Source organism: Aurantibacter crassamenti (genome assembly GCF_016811105.1).
Classification (GTDB): domain Bacteria; phylum Bacteroidota; class Bacteroidia; order Flavobacteriales; family Flavobacteriaceae; genus Aurantibacter_A; species Aurantibacter_A crassamenti.
The window spans coordinates 1,139,600-1,160,800 of the sequence record NZ_JAFBGM010000002.1; the positions used below are offsets into that span (position 1 = coordinate 1,139,600).

General features: G+C 37.3%; 5 protein-coding genes. All 5 read right to left on the minus strand.

Going from position 1 to position 21,201, the window contains the following annotated elements:
• Positions 1 to 35 precede the first annotated feature (35 nt).
• Entirely contained in the window at positions 36 to 989 is a 954-nt protein-coding gene (locus tag JQC67_RS17525) for a PorP/SprF family type IX secretion system membrane protein (RefSeq protein WP_203254210.1), read from the minus strand.
• Positions 990 to 996: 7 nt separating this feature from the next.
• Positions 997 to 3,018, minus strand: coding sequence for a T9SS type B sorting domain-containing protein (locus tag JQC67_RS17530; RefSeq protein ID WP_203254211.1), 2,022 nt, complete (start codon positions 3,016 to 3,018; stop codon positions 997 to 999).
• Between the two features lie 26 nt (positions 3,019 to 3,044).
• Positions 3,045 to 9,647 carry a hypothetical protein gene (locus tag JQC67_RS17535; protein WP_238934888.1) on the minus strand — a complete coding sequence of 2,201 codons (6,603 nt, stop codon included), beginning with the start codon at positions 9,645 to 9,647 and terminating at the stop codon, positions 3,045 to 3,047.
• Between the two features lie 437 nt (positions 9,648 to 10,084).
• Complete coding sequence (locus JQC67_RS17540; RefSeq protein ID WP_203254212.1) at positions 10,085 to 15,583, minus strand: FG-GAP-like repeat-containing protein; 5,499 nt, start codon at positions 15,581 to 15,583, stop codon at positions 10,085 to 10,087.
• A 399-nt stretch (positions 15,584 to 15,982) separates the two neighbouring features.
• Complete coding sequence (locus tag JQC67_RS17545) at positions 15,983 to 21,193, minus strand: beta strand repeat-containing protein (RefSeq protein WP_203254213.1); 5,211 nt, start codon at positions 21,191 to 21,193, stop codon at positions 15,983 to 15,985.
• Positions 21,194 to 21,201: the final 8 nt, after the last annotated feature.

Sequence of the window (21,201 nt, forward strand, 5' to 3'; positions counted from 1 at the left end):
TAACTATAAGATATTTAAATTTTACTTCATTTTTACTAGAAAAATCTTGGGGACTTAAGCTGGCCTCTTGTTTTGATAAAATCATATCGAAAAATAATTTCGAAAGAGCCATCATTAAAGGCCGCACTACCTAATTCTGTTATTTCACGGTCGTATGCCATTCCTATTAATAAGCCTTCCGACACATTAAACCCGATTATTCCACTTACAGCAGCATCCCATCTATAGGCTGCACCAAGAATAAATTTATCATTCAACATAAAGTTCGCTGATAAGTCTACTTGTAATGGAGCACCTTGCACAACTTTAGTCAACAGTGTGGGCTTAAACTTCAAAAACCGATTTAAATCCCATACATATCCTGTAATGAAATAAAAATTCATTCGCTCTTTTGCGGTAGACAATGAACTCTCATCAAAATGAGAAGTTTGCAAGAATCTTGGCACGGATAACCCGGCATAAAAATGTTCATTGTGGTAATATACACCGGCACCAAAATTTGGTGAAAAGCGATTATTTATATCATTTTCTAAAGCTTGATCGGGTGCATATTGGTTCAATTCTGAAAAACGAATATCTAGCAAATTAGCACCAGCTTTAAATCCAAAACTTAATCGCCCTTCTCTAGATGTATAAATAGTATACGAAAAATCAATATCAAAATTAGTTTCAGAGGTAGGTCCTATTTTATCATTTACGATAGAAAAACCCAAACCAACCCCTCTATAACCAATGGGCGTATGAAGATTTAGAGTTTGTGTAATTGGCGCACCTTCAAGACCCAACCATTGTGATCGATGCAAAGCCGCTATACTCATATGTCCTCGCGAACCTGCATAACCTGGGTTAACACTTACAGTATTATACATATATTGAGTATACTGAGCATCTTGTTGGGCATATAGCGGTGCGCTAGCAAGCAATATTATATAAAACAGCTTTATGCTATTCGATTTAATAATTTGATTATATCGTTTTAAAAAGGCCATAGTTTATTTATCTATTTATATACAGGTAACCAGACATCGATAGCATATTACCTGTTGCGTCTTCATAATCCAGAATATAGAAGTAGGTACCCACAGGAAGGTCTTTTCCTTGTGCGATTGTTACTCTACCTTCTGAAGTTCCATCAAAAACATTTCCTTCAGTATTGTAGGCGTTCGTAGTATAGACTAAAACTCCCCATCTGTTATAAATTCTAATTGTATTTACAGGGTAGTTTTCCAACCCTGAAATGGTTAATACATCATGTGATCCGTCACCATTGGGTGTTATAACGTTAAATACTTCAATTTCGTCTCTTTGTTCTCTAACTTCTAAATAATCTGGTATTCCATTGCTATTACTGTCATCATTAGCATAATTACCATCTGAATTAATATCTTCATCTATAGTTTCAATACCATCATTATCGTCATCAGTATCTCTATAATTAGATTCACTATCACCGTCAGTATTTGGTAAATCATCAAAAGGAGCATCGATTTCGTCATTTACATCAACATCAATTTGGACAGCACCTTCAAAAGCATCATCTAATCCGTCACCGTCACTGTCAGCACCTATCAATGTTACATCTGGAATACCATCTTGGTTTTTATCATGTGCTTCAATAAAATCAGGTACATTATCATTGTCACTGTCCTCATCTAAATAATCTGGTAATGAATCACCATCAGTATCAACTGGGAATATTCCTAGGTTACCATTAGATTCATAAACATCATCTAAACCATTTCCGTTTAAATCTTGACCACTTGGTGCCATATAATCAGCTGTAGTTTGAGCCTCTACATTATCTGGAATTCCATCGTTATCACTATCTATATCTAAATAATCAGGTATACCATCATTGTCAGAATCTGTTGGGTCAGTTGATGGGTCACCATCACCATCAAGATTAAGATCTTCGAAACTATCTACAATTCCGTCATTATCTCCATCTAAATCAACTGCATTTGTAACAACTATTGATACCGTTGCAGTACTGCAATTGCCTATGGAATCGCATATAGTGTAAGTGAACGAATCAGTACCTACCGAACCAATTGTTGGCGTATAGGTTACACTATCATCCGAAGGATCATTTGGTGTACCTCCATTATTTAATATAACAGCACCATTAGGTGGGTTGGAAGTAATAATGTTTCCGGTTATTGGGATGTCATTATCATTATCTAAAATATCTATAGTTATAGGCGTGTTTTCATTTGTTACAACTGCATCGTCAATAGCATCAACAATAGGAAGCACATCTAATGTTACAGTTGCTGTACTACAATCTCCGAAAGTATTACACAGTGTATATTCAAATGAATCAGGACCATTATAATCAGGATTCGGAATATATGTTACGATATCATCAATAGGATTATTCGGCGTACCATTATTGTCAATCGTTACCGTTCCATTTGAGGGATTCGTGGTAGTCAAATTACCAGTATTAGGTAAATCAGAATCATTAGAGAAAATATCTATTATAACAGAAACGTCTTCATCCGTAATTACTGTATCATCTACCAATGCTGCAGATTCATCTAAACAAACTACTCTAAAACTAGGTAGGTTTTTGCTGTTTCCTGCTTTAGTAATTGTTGCTATATAACGTTGTGGTGTTTGCGTTGCAATAACTGTCGGACTCGACTGATTTCCACTTAAAGGAGGACTCCAAGTTAATGTTGCCCCGGGAGGAACAGGAGTATCAGAAATATCAAGAGTCACTTCATTAAATGGTGAATTGCAATTGGTAACAATGAAATAACTTGTCGCGTTTTTACCACACAAAGTACCATCATATGTGGCAAAATAAACGCCTTGTTGATTTACTTCTAAGAAAGTAGCTGTACTTAAAACGGTACTGGTATCTGAAGCCTCATACCAACGAAAATTGGTTCTGGTTTCATCTGCAGTGTCTGCAGGTGCCTCCAACCGATATTGACCACTAGATACTGAAATCCCCAGTAATGTAAATACAATACTGAGGACAATGTTTTTATATGTAGGTATAATTTTCAATTCGATTTGGGTGGGTTTAAGCTTTCCTATTTAACAACAAAAACTACATTGATTAGCGAATTATAATCTGATGGCTGTCCAATAACAGTATAAGTTAGCTCTCCATTATCATCAATTGTCATAGCTGTTGGAGCTGGATCAGTAGCTGTTGTATCAAAAACTGTTGGATCCGCATAAGTCACATAATAGTATAACTCTGTTGGAGTATAGGTAGGAACGGCACCTGGTGCACCTGTACTTCCGACAACGGGCGAACCATATTGCGCAAAATACTCAGCATACAAGTCTATTGTAAAAGTTCCATTCGTTGAAGCATCTACCGCAATAGAAGGTGGATAAAATATTCGTGCCGCTTTTGAAGTAATTGGGGCAATATCTTGTATTACATCTTCTACGGTTGTTTCTGTTGTACCATCTCCGTCTACATCTACCGGCGCATCTGAATTTACTTCAGAGGCTGTCTGGTCATCCGTAGCAAAAAGTTCGCCTCCTACTATTGATAATGCATTACCTGCATTCCCACTAATATCTGCAGTGAATTCCGTTCCTGTTAAATTTAAACCGTCACCCGCAGTGTATTGCGTGTCATTGTCCACATTTGAAACAAAAAGTCCATTTGCATCAATACTAAGGGCATTTCCTGCTGTTGTACTAATATCTGCAGTAAACTCTGTTCCCGTTAAGTCAAGACCAGCGCCTGCAGTGTATTGCGTATTCGTATCCGTAGCAAAAAGTTCGCCTCCTACTATTGATAATGCATTGCCAGCATTTCCACTAATATCTGCTGTGAATTCTGTTCCTGTAAGATTTAAACCATCACCGGCGGTATATTGTGTATCGTTATCGGTACGACCAGCTAACTCTGCTAATGCAGCTTCAACATTGTCTGTTGTAAAATTGTTCGCAGTATCATCTAATGCTACTTCTTCACCATCTTGATTATCAGTATCAGTAGCAAAAAGCTCTCCACCTACTATGGATAATGCATTGCCTGCATTTCCACTAATATCTGCAGTGAATTCTGTTCCTGTTAAGTTTAAACCATCGCCGGCGGTGTATTGTGTATTTGTATCTGTTGCAAAAAGTTCGCCTCCTACTATTGATAATGCATTACCTGCATTTCCACTAATATCTGCAGTAAACTCTGTTCCTGTTAAGTTTAAACCATCGCCGGCGGTGTATTGTGTATCGTTATCGGTACGACCCGCTAACTCTGCTAATGCAGCTTCAACATTGTCCGTAGTAAAATTGTTTGCAGTATCATCTAATGCTACTTCTTCACCATCTTGATTATCAGTATCAGTTGCGAAAAGCTCTCCACCTACTATTGATAATGCATTACCTGCATTTGCGCTAATATCTGCAGTGAACTCTGTTCCTGTTAAGTTTAATCCGTCACCGGCAGTGTATTGCGTATTCGTATCAGTTGCAAAAAGCTCTCCACCTACTATTGATAATGCATTACCTGCATTTCCACTAATATCTGCAGTAAACTCTGTTCCTGTAAGATTTAAACCATCACCGGCGGTGTATTGTGTATTTGTATCCGTAGCAAAAAGTTCGCCTCCTACTATTGATAATGCATTGCCAGCATTTCCACTAATATCTGCTGTGAATTCTGTTCCTGTAAGATTTAAACCATCACCGGCGGTATATTGTGTATCGTTATCGGTACGACCAGCTAACTCTGCTAATGCAGCTTCAACATTATCTGTTGTAAAATTATTTGCAGTATCATCTAATGCTACTTCTTCACCATCTTGATTATCAGTATCAGTAGCAAAAAGCTCTCCACCTACAATGGATAATGCATTACCTGCATTTGCACTAATATCTGCAGTAAACTCTGTTCCCGTTAAGTCAAGACCAGCGCCTGCAGTGTATTGCGTATTCGTATCAGTTGCGAAAAGTTCACCTCCTACTATTGATAATGCATTACCCGCATTTCCACTAATATCTGCAGTAAACTCTGTTCCTGTTAAATTTAAACCATCACCAGCGGTGTATTGTGTGTCGTTATCTGTACGACCTGCTAACTCTGCTAAAGCAGCTTCAACATTGTCCGTAGTAAAATTGTTCGCAGTATCATCTAATGCTACTTCTTCACCATCTTGATTATCAGTATCAGTCGCGAAAAGCTCTCCACCTACAATTGATAATGCATTGCCTGCATTTGCACTAATATCTGCAGTAAACTCCGTTCCTGTAAGATTTAAACCATCACCGGCGGTGTATTGTGTATCGTTATCGGTACGACCCGCTAACTCAGCTAATGCGGCCTCTACATTGTCTGTTGTAAAATTGTTTGCTGTATCATCTAATAATACTTCTTCACCATCTTGATCATCGGTATCAGTATCGGTCGCAAATAGCTCTCCACCTACTATTGATAATGCATTACCTGCTGCAGCACTAATATCTGCAGTAAACTCTGTTCCTGTTAAGTTTAATCCGTCACCGGCGGTATATTGTGTATCGTTATCGGTACGACCTGCTAACTCTGCTAAAGCAGCCTCTACATTGTCTGTAGTAAAATTGTTGGCAGTATCATCTAATGCCACTTCTTCACCATCTTGATTATCAGTATCAGTTGCAAAAAGCTCTCCACCTACTATTGATAATGCATTACCTGCATTTCCACTAATATCTGCTGTGAATTCAGTTCCTGTTAAGTTTAATCCGTCACCGGCGGTATATTGCGTGTCGTTATCGGTACGACCCGCTAACTCTGCTAATGCAGCCTCTACATTGTCTGTAGTAAAATTATTTGCAGTATCATCTAATGCTACTTCTTCACCATCTTGATCGTCAGTACCATCAAAAGAAGTAGTAGTATTATTCTCTGATGTATAAGTATAGGTAATATTATCTGCTGTGGATAATGTCGTAACCGTATCAGGAACTGGAGATGCACTACCACCAACCTGAGTCCATGAACTACCATCCCAAACATATAATTGACCTGTACTAGAATCAACATAAGTCTCACCTGTATTTGTGGCCGTTGCGCCAGTTGCTGTTGGTGTACCTGAATCTACTTGAGATAATTCATTCGTTGGGTCCGCGTCAGCATCATCAACATTATCTACATTTGAAACAAAAAGTCCATTAGCATCTATACTAAGGGCATTTCCTGCTGTAGTACTAATAGCTGCAGTAAACTCTGTTCCTGTTAAATTTAAACCATCCCCTGCTGTATATTCTGTATTTGTATCAGTTGCAAAAAGTTCTCCACCTACTATTGATAATGCATTACCTGCATTTGCACTAATATCTGCAGTAAACTCTGTTCCTGTTAAGTTTAATCCGTCACCCGCAGTGTATTGGGTATCGTTGTCGGTACGACCTGCTAACTCTGCTAAAGCAGCCTCTACATTATCTGTTGTGAAATTGTTTGCTGTATCATCTAATAATACTTCTTCACCATCTTGATCATCGGTATCAGTATCAGTTGCAAAAAGTTCGCCTCCTACTATTGATAATGCATTACCCGCATTTCCACTAATATCTGCAGTAAACTCCGTTCCTGTTAAGTTTAAACCATCACCTGCCGTGTATTGTGTATCATTGTCCACATTTGAAACAAAAAGTCCATTTGCATCAATACTAAGGGCATTTCCTGCTGTTGTACTGATATCTGCTGTGAACTCCGTTCCTGTTAAGTCAAGACCAGCACCTGCAGTATATTGTGTATTAGTATCCGTAGCGAAAAGCTCGCCTCCTATTATTGATAATGCATTACCTGCATTTGCACTAATATCTGCAGTAAACTCTGTTCCTGTTAAATTTAAACCATCGCCTGCGGTGTATTGTGTATCGTTATCGGTACGACCAGCTAACTCTGCTAATGCAGCCTCTACATTATCTGTAGTAAAATTATTTGCTGTATCATCTAATGCTACTTCTTCACCATCTTGATTATCAGTATCAGTTGCAAAAAGTTCGCCTCCTACTATTGATAATGCATTACCTGCATTTGCACTAATATCTGCTGTGAATTCTGTTCCTGTTAAGTTTAATCCGTCACCCGCAGTGTATTGCGTGTCATTGTCCACATTTGAAACAAAAAGTCCATTCGCATCTATACTAAGGGCATTTCCTGCTGTTGTACTAATATCTGCAGTAAATTCTGTTCCTGTTAAGTCAAGTCCAGCACCTGCAGTGTATTGTGTATTTGTATCCGTAGCAAAAAGCTCTCCACCTACTATTGATAATGCATTGCCAGCATTTGCACTAATATCTGCAGTAAACTCTGTTCCTGTTAAATTTAAACCATCACCTGCGGTGTATTGTGTGTCGTTATCTGTACGACCTGCTAACTCTGCTAAAGCAGCTTCAACATTGTCCGTAGTAAAATTGTTTGCAGTATCATCTAGAGCCACTTCTTCTCCATCTTGATTATCAGTATCAGTTGCGAAAAGCTCTCCTCCTACTATTGATAATGCATTACCTGCATTTCCACTAATATCTGCAGTAAACTCTGTTCCTGTTAAATTTAAACCATCACCTGCGGTGTATTGTGTGTCGTTGTCTGTACGACCTGCTAACTCTGCTAATGCAGCTTCAACATTGTCTGTTGTAAAATTGTTCGCAATATCATCTAATGCTACTTCTTCACCATCTTGATTATCAGTACCATCAAAAGAAGTAGTAGTATTATCCTCTGATGTATAAGTATAGGTAATATTATCTGCTGTGGATAATGTAGTAACCGTATCAGGAACTGGAGATGAACTACCACCCACTTGAGTCCATGAACTACCATCCCAAACATATAATTGACCTGTACTAGAGTCTACATAAGTCTCACCTGTATTAGTGGCCGTTGCGCCAGTTGCTGTTGGTGTACCAGAATCTACTTGTGATAATTCATTAGTTGGGTCTGCATCGGCATCATCAACATTATCTACATTTGAAACAAAAAGTCCATTCGCATCTATACTAAGGGCATTTCCTGCTGTAGTACTAATAGCTGCAGTAAACTCTGTTCCTGTTAAATTTAAACCATCCCCTGCAGTGTATTGTGTATCGTTATCAGTACGACCCGCTAACTCTGCTAATGCAGCTTCAACATTGTCCGTAGTAAAATTGTTCGCAGTATCATCTAATGCTACTTCTTCACCATCTTGATCATCAGTATCAGTTGCAAATAATCCGTCACCAACTACAGATAAAGCATTGCCTACTGCAGCACTTACTTCTGTTGATACCGTATATTCAGTATTGTTTCCTACTACTGTACTGCTAACATCAGTTCCTGATCCTTCTACTACGGTAGTTGTTAGTTCACTACCTGTAATATCAGCATCCAATTCCTCTAATGCAGCTTGCACATCAGTACTTGTTATATTTCCTGCTGGAGTAACTGCTACTTCTGAAGCATTCTGGTCATCAGTATCAGTTGCAAATAATCCGTCACCAACTACAGATAAAGCATTGCCTGCTGCAGCACTTACTTCTGTTGATACCGTATATTCAGTATTGTTTCCTACTACCGTACTGCTAACATCAGTTCCTGATCCTTCTACTACGGTAGTCGTTAATTCACTACCTGTAATATCAGCATCCAATTCCTCTAATGCAGCTTGTACATCGGTACTTGTTATATTTCCTGCAGGGGTAACTGCTACTTCTGAAGCATTCTGGTCATCAGTATCAGTTGAAAATAATCCGTCACCAACTACAGATAAAGCATTGCCTGCTGCAGCACTTACTTCTGTTGATACTGTATATTCAGTATTGTTTCCTACTACTGAAGTGCTAACATCAGTTCCTGAACCTTCTACTACGGTAGTCGTTAGTTCGCTACCTGTAATATCAGCATCTAATTCCTCTAATGCAGCTTGTACATCAGTACTTGTTATATTTCCTGCAGGGGTAACTGCTACTTCTGAAGCATTCTGGTCATCAGTTGAAAATAATCCATCGCCAACTACAGATAAAGCATTGCCTGCGGCTGCACTTACTTCTGTTGATACCGTATATTCCGTATTGTTTCCTACTACTGTACTGCTAACATCAGTTCCTGATCCTTCTACTACGGTAGTCGTTAGTTCACTACCTGTAATATCAGCATCCAATTCCTCTAATGCAGCTTGTACATCGGTACTTGTTATATTTCCTGCTGGGGTAACTGCTACTTCTGAAGCGTTCTGGTTATCTGTGTTTATTGCAGCAACAAGATCTGCTATATCAACAAATACAGTATTGTTATCAGAATCAATAATATCTAATGTTCCATTCGTAGTATTTACCGTGAAAGTTACATTCGTAGTATTTGTATTGACTGCAGCAGCGATATCTGCTAAAGGAATTAATACTTGATTTGTATCGCTATCAGTTAAAATCAAATTAACTCCATCTTCTGATAAAGAAGCATTTGTAGTATTTGCATCTGTGGAAGTTAATTCCCAAGAGTCGCCATCCCAGAAATAAATAGTTCCAGTATTGGTATTGACATATAAATCACCTAAATCAGCCCCCGCTGGAGAACTCAAACCAGGTGCCGTAACATCAGGTCCGCTCAAGACTTCACAATTACATTGATCTTCCAAGGTAACTGTAGTCTGCCCAAATGCTAGTCCGGTAAACAGAAAGGATAATAGAAAAATTATTTTTCTCAGTGCCATTGCTTCGTTTTCAATAATCTTATTCAACATTTTCTTTTTTCTATGATTTTCAATAAGCTTAATGTTCGCTTAGAAAACCAAATTTATTTAAGCCGAAAATAGCTGCTACTACAATCGAAAATATGGCATAATTACAGCCTTACTTCGTAGGTGGACTTTCTTGAAAAAGTCAAGACAGGTTTCGGTTAAGTCATTCATAATTTGGGTTGTATTACGCCAATATTTTCTATTAGATATTAATACACCTTACAAAATTAACCCTATACACATCATCTGAAAATAATTGTTGTGTAAGCATAAAAATGCATTGTATAGGACGTAAAAACTGAGGTTTCAAATAGTTTATTTCATCGATTAGACATTGTGTATCAATGCATTCCAGCTGATAATATGTAAGAAATATCTCGTTCTATATGAAAGGAAAATACATAGAAAAATCACTCCTTTTTAACTCTGTGTGTTATTCTTCTATTGGTGATAACTGTACGTACCCGAACATTTAATACGGCCTGACTCGAAGTTGTCTGACTACAAGTAGATCCTGTTAACGATGCATTAATTCTATATAGGAATCCGTTTTTCTCAATTGCAACAGAACTAACGGTCAAAGTGGTTGTTTGCGTCCCAGAATATTCCAATCCATCAGAAATATCAGAATAGGTTGCCCCACCATTTGTACTTACTTGCCATTGGTAGGTATCAGCATTCGCAGTTGCAACTGTAAAAGTCGCATTTTGCCCAACGAAAACAGTTTGACCCGGTCCAATATTTGCAACAGCAGGTGACTCCTCGGTTAAAGTAATTGGAGTACGAGAAGCACTTCTACATCCTGCAAAAGTTGTACTTCTGGCTTCAGCATAATATGTAGCTGCACTAGTTGGAGTATAAGACGTTGTACCAGTAGCCAATGCTGTTCCTCCTGTTGCTGCTGCAAACCAGTCAACAGTTTCACCTGTATCTACCGAAGCCGTTAATGTTGGTATTGTGCTACCTTGACAATACACCTCATCACCTCCACTAATAGGTGCATCTACTGAAGGACATGCACAATTTGGTGCTGCAATAGGTAAATCTGTGCTACAGTTACCTTCTGTAACAGTAACAATAATATCTGTACCGTCTGGTACATCAGCTATTTGCCAAACATTACCAGAAGTATTTGTTACAGCACCCGCTGTAGATGTAACTGTACCTGAACTAACAGTCACTTCAACGGTATAGGTTGTAGGTTGAAATAATGCGAAATTACAACTCGGAGCATTAGAAACACTTATAGTTGGTGTCGGCTCAACAATAACCCGCACAGTATCATTGTTTGTACAATTATTACTATCAGTTATGGTAACCGTATAATCAACATTTACATTACTACTAGAATTACCTGCTGGGGAAACTACAATACTTTGAGTGGTCGCACCTGTACTCCATAAATAGGTATAACCGCTTCCGCTTCCACCACTTGGGGTTGCGGTTAAGGTTGCAGATTCACCATTACATATTGTTTGATTTGAACCAGCGTCAACACTTGGCTGAGCCACCGTTAAAGTAACCTCATCAGATGTCAATTCAGAACAGATATATGCTGAATGTGAGACTATTACACGATATTCATTACCATTATCACTTAAACTAGCATTAGTAATAACAAGGGTCGCAGCATCCGTATCAGAATGAATTCCACCATCGGAAAGATCATCCCAAGTAGTGCCATTAAACAATTGCCACTGATAGGTGTTTGAATTTGATGCGTTTACTACAAAAGTAGTATTACCAGTCGGACATATTTCACGATCTATCGGCTGATCAATTATTAGAGGTTCGGTTGTGGCTTCTATGTAATCAAAAACACTATTTCCATTGCCGTTAAATGGCACTGGATATGTTGCAGCACTTACCCTTCCTTTTCCATCAACGGCCGGTAAACCACTACCAAACTTACCATTTGAATCGACATCAGTACCTACAGCACCATAAGCTTCATCTGCATCATTACAACCATCATTATCAGAATCAAACTCCTGAAAGTCCATATTTAAGTCACTATCAGAATCTAATATCGAATAATTTACCAATTCACCATTAGGCGTAGCCTGAACAGCGTCAGGTACTCCGTCTGTACCAACATTCCCATTAACTTCGCCATTTGTATGTGCCTGATTATGCCCAGCCTCAACAGCATCATAAATTCCGTCATTATCACTATCTAAATCAAAAGCATCGATTACACCATCAAGATCTGTATCAATACATGCACCATTTTTAGAGACATAAACATAATCTAAAGTGGCTCCATTTGCTGTACCATCGGGAGTTGCAGCAAATTGTATCGTTGTAGCAGTAGTTGTTGCAATAAACGTTTGTTCAAAATAAAACCATCTCTGTGGTCCAACAATATTATCTACTATACCTTGCGCAGTAGTGTTTAAGGTTTGACTTAAAAGCGAATTACTGCCCGAATCAAGAACATCGACATCAAGTATAACTGGGGCACCCGCTCTATGACCTACGTCTTCACCCCAAAAGAATGAAAAGGTATAGGTTTCACCAATTTCAGTTGCTATTACTTGAGAAAGTACATTGTTCAACCCTCCAGATGCTGCATTGTTACCTATTACATCTATATATTGATTGCCTGTATGGGCTTCTGCAAAATCATTTGAAGACCAAGACATTCGTTCTCCACCTACCCATCCATCCATATTTTGGGTGTATGTCCAACCTGTCAACGGATTATTATTTGGTGAGGTTCCAATAAAAGTACCTGCTGGTTCTGTGTATCCATTTGGGAATTCAGCTGCATCTGAAAAGTCTTGAGCTTCAAAATTTCCGTTGACTACTAAGTTTCCACAACCTTCGTCTCTATCTAAAATTCCATCGTTATCATCATCACTATCATCTGCATCTACAATTCCGTCGTTATCGTTATCTGGTCTATCATCAGTAGCATCTCTAAAATCCACATCTCCACCTGAATTTGCATCATTATCAGAATCTAATAACAAAACCGGAGCAGACAGCGGATCATCTATAGTTCCGCCTGGATCAGCATAACCAACGGTTGAATCCATATAATCATCAAGTCCATCATTATCTGTATCAACACCTGCAAGTGTAATACCTGCTTCAGTAGTATCTACATGACCTTCGTTATCAGAATTTAAGTCTAAGTAATCTGGTTCATCTGTACCATCTGTATTGGTTGGCGTTAAGCCTCCTAAATAGGCAGAATTTACACCATTGTTTGCGCTATAAGTAGCCAAGCTATCATTATTTGGAGGTACATACCCAGTAGTCGTTTGTGCCTCTACATTGTCTGGTATTCCGTCATTATCACTATCTAAATCAAAAATATCATCAATATTATCATTGTCAGAATCAATTCTTGAAGTCCAGACAATAGCTCTTACCAAAAGATCTTCTCCATTAATATTGTAACCACCATTTGCACTTGTATGAGGTACGATTGTACGCCTACCAGGAGCAATTCCAGTATCTAATGCTTCACCCGGTTTCCATACTGCCATATTTACTTGACCATTAGGATGCCGCCCGAGTTGCGTGCCTGACACAACATTGTTCACATAAAAAGCACCATCACCTATATCAAAATTACCAAGTTCCATACCCGCTGTAATAGGGTGGGTATTGTCAAGGATATTTATATTATTGGTATTTGTACTTCCGGTAGCACCTGTAGAGCCTATAATTTCATCATATAAGGCATTCTCACTGGTAATTACACCTGTATTGGTTGTTGCCAAGTTGGCAAAATTACCAAATGTAGTTCCGCTGTTTACCGATGGATGGATGTATGTAACAGCATAATTCACGGCATCATCTGAGTCATTATCATCACGAATTGTAACCGTATAACCTAAAGCAGTTAATTTGTCTATTGTATTTTGTTGATCTGAAGAAAGTGCACCATTTGTAACCCAAAGTACAGTTTTTGGGTTTTCGACTATATCTAAAATTCCATCATTATCATCATCTAAATCAACATCATCATTGACTCCATCATCATCTGTATCTGCTATTACATTGATGTAGATAGTGCCAATATCTTGTTCAGAAGTAAAAGTACAATTTGCATTGTCTCTCAAAGTATACGTAAAAGTATCAGAACCATAAAAATCAGTATTTGGAGTATAAGTAACTGTGCCATCACCATTTAAAACGGCAACTCCATTGGTTGGCTGAGTAATTGCAAAAACTTCTAAGGGCTGGCTTTCAGGGTCCGAATCTACTCCTGTGCCATTATCTATTAAGGGATCAAGACTAACTGTTCCATTTTCGATGACTGATGTATAATCGTTATTTGCGGTGGGAGGCTCATTCGCTAAATCTGTAAAAACATCAAGAAGATTTACGCTACCATTATAATAATCTGAAGGTGTTAATTGTTGCCTAACAATCACCCTACCGGTAGTAGTTCTAGGATAGGCAACCTCAACTACAATTGGTGTGTCTGGACCACTTGGTAAACCAAAATGAATTAATCCTGGTTCTTGAGTACCATGACCCGAACCTCCATTTACTTCGCGAATTCCAGAAATAACGTTTCCATCGCAATCTAAAATTTTAGCCGTTGCACCAATACCAAATCTTCGTTCTGTATTAATAAGGCCAAATTCATCTCTATCTTCAGCAACATCTATATATAAATGATCCGCTCTATCAGTTGCGTTTAAATTATTTCTGTATAAATAATTATTACCGTTTCTGTTTACATATAAATCTAAATCACCATCAGTATCAATATCAATAAATGTGGACCCTTCACTTCTATTGCCAAAAGTTAAGCCAGAATCAATAAAAGACATCGCACCTCCTCCATTATTGATTTGATTTAAGTATAATTTACTTGTTTGAGGATTTCCGTTACCACTGTTTGCCAAAAAAATGTCAATATCTCCGTCATTATCAACATCGCCACATGCGAGACCTTCGATTTGCCCTGAAAAACTAACAGGAATACCAGTAGCTGCACCAAGACCCGTCCAGGTGCCGTCTCCATTATTTCTATGTATTTGATTATCTCCATTTTCAGTCCAAAACAAATCGAAATCGCCATCATTATCAAAATCATAAAATCCTACTGCACCTTTATTAGCATTTAAGGCATCATCAATATCGACTCCATCTGTAAATGATCCACCAATATTGGTAAATAAATCTACTTGACTCCGCTTTCTAACAACAATATCCACCCAACCATCATTATTAAAATCTGTTGCAGAGCCATAATCGCCATCTACAGCGTCTTGCACAAGCCCCAAAGGCCATGTGGTTGGATCGTTAACATCATAAGGGGGATTTGGACTTGCTGATTTTGGAGTTGCATGAGTAAAATTACCATTGCCATCATTTTCTAATATATCTATACCGAAATCATGATTATCAATAAATATATCAAGATCACCATCTCCATCAAAATCTAGAGCTCCAGCCCCTTCTGCATTAAAGCCATCTGCTACATTCCCAGAGTTGAAAGTTTGGTTTGGAGTAGTACCTCCTGTTCCATTACCGAAACGATTAGTATTCGGATCTTGAAGATATATTCTAACCTCACTGGTGCTATTTCTAAAAATATCGGGATACCCATCATTATTAAAATCAACAAAAAGAGCAGTTCTTTCAAGGTTTCCACTTGAAAAATTAGGTGCTAGTGTAGCTGTCATGTCGGTAAAACTTCCCCCATCATTACGCATTAAATACCCACTACCCTGTCTATTTACAACCAAATCAAAATCACCATCCAAATCGTAATCAGCCCAAGCATGTCCTCCATCCTTATTACCTGTTAAGTTAAGATTATAGGAAGCAGCCACTTCCGTGAAAGTAGTTTGTGCAATAACACTACTAGTAAGACTGAAAAAGCACAGTAGCGCTAAATATAAATATCTATGAGAATTGGATTGGTTTCTCTTTTTCATTTAATCGTTAGTTGGTTATTTTTTAATGGGAGAACCAAAAAGCATTTAATACCTTTTATTCAAATTTAATCTGTAACCAATTGACTGTTAAATAAATGTTGTGTAAGTGCAAATAATAAATGTCTACATAGATAAAAGTGAAGGTTTCTAATTAATTATAGAAGTGATACTCGTATTTACACTAAAAAAATAAACTATTTATATGGCCAAATAAATATTATTAGACTACAAATAGTAGAGATTTAACTTACTTTTATAATACTTATTCAAATAAATTAGCAATAATAATTTACTAATAAAATGAGTTACAATATGGAAGAAAACAGCTATTTAGCTACATAGATTTATTGATGATAATAGTTAAAAAGCATCTTATTATCAATATAATAATCACTAATACTAGTTCTTTTTCACTCTATAGGTAATTCTACGATTTGTAATAATCGTATAGGTCTTTAATATACTTTCAGGCGAAAATTCTGAAGTACTATTTGCAATTGTAGCGGTTGAAGTTAATAAACTACCTACTACTGCACCTAGAGGTGCAGGAAAAACCACCTTATATCTATTTGTATTGTCTGTATTACCATCAATATCAGTATAGGTGTCTATTCTAGAATCCGCGTCATTAACACCCCCTTCAATTACGGTACCGATATACAATTGCCCCTCTCCATAATCTTTTGACAATCCCATTGCGTTATCACCTGATATTGCTGAACCTTCGTTAATATCAGTTAAAAATAATTCAATGGTTGAACCGGGTCGTGACCAACCTTCAATTACTATATTACCACCTGATAGATAAGCACCTGAGATTAGCGGAAAATTAAGAACTCCATTAGGCCCATTATCAGAATCTCCTGAATCATTTAGTGTTACACCATCATTTAAAATATCAATACCTAGCGCTGGTGATACCGTTCCATTCGCATAAATAGAATTTTGTGAAATCAAGTTTCCTGTTGAGTTACCACCCATTAAAACAATACCTGCACCTCCATTTGAAGCAACAATGTTGTTTGTTATAGCTGAATCATCACCAAATAATGAAACTCCAGCATTATTTATAGAACCTCCACAATTCCCACCATTTTGACCAGAATTAATAATAGTATTTTCAGAAATGGTAATGCCACCAGAACCTGTCTCAATTTCAATTCCAAAAGAAGCAGCACTACTGATTAGATTTTGAGTAATTGAAATACCTGTGCCACTTTCAATAAGAATATTGTCATTACAGGCGCCATTACCATTTATGGTTATTTCATTATTTCTAACTAAAGTTGATGTACCTCCATTTATCCATACCCCTTGATCTGTATTATCACTTATATAATTTGCTTCTATAATTGCGGTTCCTCCAGTAATTTCTACACCTGAATCAATATTTCCAATTGCACTACCTAAGGCATTTACCCCCAATAAGTTATTACTTATAATTGCAGAACCATTTTGGATTCTAACACCAGCATTATTATTCGCATTTACAGCAATACTTCTAATAGTTGTATTCGTTCCCGTAAGTTTCAAAACATCACCTCCAGCTCGATAAACTTGAATTTCAGGACGATTAAAATCTGGCAATATATTGCTTGAAGTACCAACACTTGTTCCACCAGAACCTACTGTACCAGTATTTGAATTTCCTGAATATGCCGTTTGCGTTCTTCCATCAATATTTGTATTTGTACCTGCTATAATACTCAATGGATTTCCATTGGAAATGACGATATCAAAATAACCATTAATAAAATTTACATCTGCTGTTCTGCCTAGTGCATCACTTGTAGGAGGTATCATAAATACAGAAGTATCATCGCCAGGTGCAGGGTCAAAAATACCATTCGCCTCTATATCAAGTCCAGTTTCATCTAGATTATTAGAATTAATAATAAATTGCTCCAATGAACCCTGACCATTTTCATTTGTATTTACGATGGTGTTGAAATTAAAACCAAAATCTACACCTACTACTCCATTACTGGCAACTGAAATTAATGAAACCGACTGCGCATCTGTCAGAATTCCTAATGCTGCATCTTGCGTTGCAGCCGGATTTGCACCTCCTATTTCTGTGGTAACATCGTTGAGAAGCGTAGCATCTCCATAATTTCTATAGGTTTGCACTGCAAAACAAGCTGTACAATTCAATCCATTTCCTCTGCTTGAACGAACAGAAGAGTTTACCACCTTTACCAAATAATCACCATCTTGCATACCTGCAAAAGTATAATCGCCATTTACATTAGTATTTTTTCGTTCAATAAAAGTTCCATCGGACTCATATAATTCAACAATAGCCGCAGTAACCGGTACTCCACCTGAAGTGAGTTGATCTCGTCCATTACCTCCTGGATAATTTACATCTTCAAAAACGGTACCTGTAATAAGGTTAGAAGGTACTTTAATGACAACCGCATTATTGATTACATAATCTTGGCCTACATCTACATTTGCGGTTACCTGACTATCACCTGGTGTAATAAAAGTTGAAATATCATAGGTATCAAGGTCAAGACCATAAATATTGGGTGTATTGTATACTGGCGGTACTGAATTATCAAAAATAGACGAATTGTATGCATTATTACCAGGGTTACCACCGTCACCTGTTAAGTTAAAATTGGTATTTGCTTGATTTGTAATAGAAAGTGCTTCAGGGTTAGTACCTGTATTACCATCTAAGGTCTCATCACCTTCCCAAGATAAAAATGTTGCTTTAGCTCCTGCTCCTGCAATCGCAAAGAATGAATCTAGAGTAAAGGATGTACCTGCATTTTGTAAACCATCAAAACCTTGATATAAGTTAATGTTAACCGCAGGTAAATTAGAATCTTCGTAAAAAACTATTAATGACCACCCACCTAAAACAGTAGCTGTTGAGCAAAAATTATTAGAAGTATCAACTGTCAATCCAGAAAAATCAAAGTCATTGGTATTTATATTCGTAATACCACTTACCAATGAAGTCACATCACTTACATAGCCGAAAAAACTTAGATTAGTACCACTCGCATTAAATGTAGTTTGATAAACAAAACCGGCGTCAACTGTTTGCCCCTCAAAAGTTATCTGCTCGTCACGAATGTAACTAGAATGTGCCCAATATAAGTATGCTGCTGCTATGTTTCCTGTATTTGTTATTGGGGCTACCAACCTATTAGTTGAAGTAGTTTGAATTGCACAAGCGTTGGCTCCATTACTTTGTGTACGCAAACTACCACCAGTAGTAGTGTAGTCAAAATCTCCATCGAACTGTTTAAACAAGGTTAAGGGTACATTTGCTAAAATTTGAGAATTAATTGTACCAACCCCGGTATCATCAAAATTTACAGGTACATCTGGAGCATTAGCTCCTGTAAACTCAATAGTAAAATTTTCATCAAATTCCGGAACTCCATCGTTAATAATGGGAACGGAAATTGTACGTTGATTTCCTATTTCCCCGCTAAAAGTTAATGTTCCGGTCGTTGTAGTATAATCGCTACCTGCTAAAGCAGAGCCATTTGTTGTTGTATAATCTACTGTAAACTGTGTATTTACAAAACCAAGTAAAAACACATTACGACCATGTGCAGCTCGTGTTGAAGTAACCGTAAAAACTGCAGTACCTGCATCCTCGTCTACTGTGACATCATCAATTACCAATCGTGGACCTTCTTGATAACATTTAACTACAGCCTGAAAACCCGTTCCAGTATTATTGTTATTAGAAGTAAATCTAAAGGTTAAACAACCTGAGCCACCAGAAGAAGAAATATTTGTTGGAATATTGTTATTATCATATTGACCAATTAAGGTAGCACTTGTAGAATTACCGTCATAGACGTACAGCATATCACCACTAATGACATCAAAATTTGAGAAATCAGTACTTAAGTAATGATTTGCTGTATCTGGACAAATAGTATAAACAACATCTAGATTATTGGCATAATTTGAAGTACCACCTGGATCTAAAAAAGCATCACTACACGTGTTAACTGTAACTCCATTCGTCATTATCAAGACATCATCGTCATTTATAGTGCCTAAAGCTGTATCTGAAATAATAACCGAAGCATCTGAAACACTAGTAAATTCAATAGAATATGTTTCAGGGTTCTCAAATGAACCATCATCCAAAATTGACACGGTTATAGTTTCTGTATCACCGGCTATCCCACTAAAAGTCAAAGTACCACCCGAAATCGAGGTATAATCACTACCTGCAATTGCCGTACCATCGACAGTCTGGTAACTTGCTGAAAAGGGTCCAGTAGTGTTCGTACCTATATGAGTTACTGTGAAAACAGCATTTCCGTCATCTTCATTAACAACAATATCAGAAATAGTCAATTGAGGTACTCTATCAATACAAGTAATAGCCGCTTCCCATCCAGCTCTAGTAACACTACCATCAGATGTAAATCTGAATGTTAGACATCCTGCCGCATTAGTTGAAGTTATGGTGGTTGGAGGGGGATTTGCACTGTCAAACTGACCAATTAAAGCGCCACCAGTATTTGATCCATCATATATATACAAATAATCATAGCCCGATTCAACATCGAATGTTGAAAAGCTAATGCTCAGGTCCGAATTTACAGAATCAGGACAAAGCGTATATGTTCTATCTTGATTATTTGAATAATTTCCAAAACCACCATTATCAAAAAAAGTTCCGCTACATGTATTATCAGTAATACCATTAGTGATTATGAACGAATCATTGTCGTTGATTGAACCTATGGCCGTGTCTGAAATATCTACAGCATTATTTGTAGCAGAAACAAACTCAATAAAAAATGTTTCAGAAGATTCGGTATCCGAATCATCTGTTATTAAAACAGTAATTTGCTCCGTATCACCTGATGTTCCATTAAATGTAATTGTTCCTGTGTAAAATCCTGATGCAGTCGAATAATCCAATCCTTGGGTTGCAGTACCTGCAATTATCGAATAATTCACCACATATGGACCTAAAGTATTTGGCCCAGAATGTGTTACAGTAAACACAGCAGAACCTGAACCTTCATCTACAACTTCATCACCTATACTAATGGAAGGACCATAAGTCGCTGTAAACAATACATTATCAATATAAATACGTTCATTATTTCCCCAGCCACCGCTATTCGAGACAAAACGAATCTCTGAATTAGTGGAAATTTGATTCGTCGTTAATGTATGCGTAATAGTACTAGAATTAGTAATATTTATAGATGCAATTGTTTCCCAAGATGAACTGGTATCATTCCATAGTTCCACATTTAAACCTTCGTTTCCCCTGTCATCGGCATCATAATCAAAAGTAAGAATTACCGAATTAGCGCCATTTAGGTTTAAAGTTCGGCCTATTCTGTCATTGCTATCAAGTTCATCAAACCTTAATTGATTACTCGATTCATGATTTCTTATGCGAATATTACCACCTGAAGGACTATCTCCATCGTTATCTTCATCCCAACCTGATGAAAAATTAGAAGATCCATTATTATTTGAATATGAAACGTTATTGAAATTATCGTTGTATGTTTCTTGACTATAAGCAAAAGTTATAGAAACCAAAAGCCACGTAACAAATGGAAGAAAAAAATTAAATTTATTCGATTTTAAAAGTATCATTTGGGGGG

Excerpts from the sequence above, each read along its gene's own strand:
- JQC67_RS17525 (WP_203254210.1), bottom strand. The coding sequence starts at position 989 with ATGGCCTTTTTAAAACGATATAATCAAATTATTAAATCGAATAGCATA.
- JQC67_RS17535 (WP_238934888.1), bottom strand. The coding sequence starts at position 9,647 with ATGGCACTGAGAAAAATAATTTTTCTATTATCCTTTCTGTTTACCGGA.
- JQC67_RS17540 (WP_203254212.1), bottom strand. The coding sequence starts at position 15,583 with ATGAAAAAGAGAAACCAATCCAATTCTCATAGATATTTATATTTAGCG.
- JQC67_RS17545 (WP_203254213.1), bottom strand. The coding sequence starts at position 21,193 with ATGATACTTTTAAAATCGAATAAATTTAATTTTTTTCTTCCATTTGTT.